2 pseudogenes are annotated in these 1101 nt (G+C 72.0%); both read left to right on the top strand.

The features are described 5' to 3' along the window. A pseudogene (locus AB0C29_RS49855) lies at positions 1–758 on the top strand (serine/threonine protein kinase); the annotation flags it as partial. Between the two features lie 27 nt (positions 759–785). Then, positions 786–1101 (top strand): annotated as a pseudogene (locus AB0C29_RS49850) (phospho-sugar mutase); the annotation flags it as partial.

The raw sequence follows: 1101 nt of genomic DNA, 5'->3' as shown, positions 1-1101 counted from the left end.
CCAGCGTGCTGCCCCCGCGCCGGCAGTGGGACGGTGCCCGCGCGGCCCGCGACCCGCTGCCCGGCACGGTGGTGACCAGCCCGGCGGCCAAGCGCCGCGCGATGATCGACAACACGGTCGCCACCGTGCGCCGGACCACCGACAAGGCCGTCACGACGGTCAAGGGCTGGCCGCGCAACACCCAGCTCGCCGCCGGTGGGGGCGCCCTGGCCGTGGTCGTGCTGCTGGTGCTCGTGTTCTCCCTGACCGGCAGCGACGACCCCGGCACCCCGCCCAACCAGCCGCCCCCGGCCAACCAGGTGGTGCCGGCCTCGTTCGCGACCCAGGACTACCGGGGTGACAAGGCCGTCACGGTCAAGGTGCCCAAGGCCTGGGAACGCGCCGCGACCGGCAACTGGGTCGACTACATCAACCCCGAGGACAAGTCGACGAAGGTCCGGGTGCTGGTCGAGAAGGGTTCGATCGCGCCCCGCAAGTTCGCCGACACGACCGCGCCCGGCACGCTGAAGAAGTCGAAGGCCTGCCCGAAGCCGTTCAAGCACCTGGGCACGACCGACGTCGAGATCTCCGGGCTGCCCGCCGCCCAGTTCGAGTACACGTGCGGCGAGGGCGACACCATGCGGCACGGGATCTGGCGGCAGACCACCACCGACGGCAAGATGTACTCCTTCTACCTCACCACCACCGAGGCGAAGTTCGCCGCCAGCAAGCAGTACTTCGACGAGATGGCCAAGACCTTCACCCTCAAGTCGAGCTGACCCGCCGGGCCGTGCTATCCACAGAGCATGGCAACTGACGATCTCCGCAGGCTGGCCGAGACCTGGCTGGCCGACGATCCCGACCCGGCCGCGCGTGACGAGATCCGGGAGCTGCTCGCGCGGCTCCCGGAGAGCGCCGACGAGCTGGCCGACCGGTTCGCCGGCCCGCTGACCTTCGGCACGGCCGGGCTGCGCGGCCGGCTGCGGGCCGGGCCGAACGGGATGAACCTCGCGGTGGTCACCCGCGCCGCGGCCGGCCTGATCGGCTGGCTGGGCGCGCAGGGCGGGCAGGGACCGCTGGTCATCGGGTACGACGCCCGGTACGGCTCCCGAGACTTCGCCG

The organism is Actinoplanes sp. NPDC048791 (assembly GCF_040650095.1).
Classification (GTDB): Bacteria; Actinomycetota; Actinomycetes; order Mycobacteriales; family Micromonosporaceae; genus Actinoplanes.
This window is presented reverse-complemented; position numbering and strand designations above follow the sequence as displayed.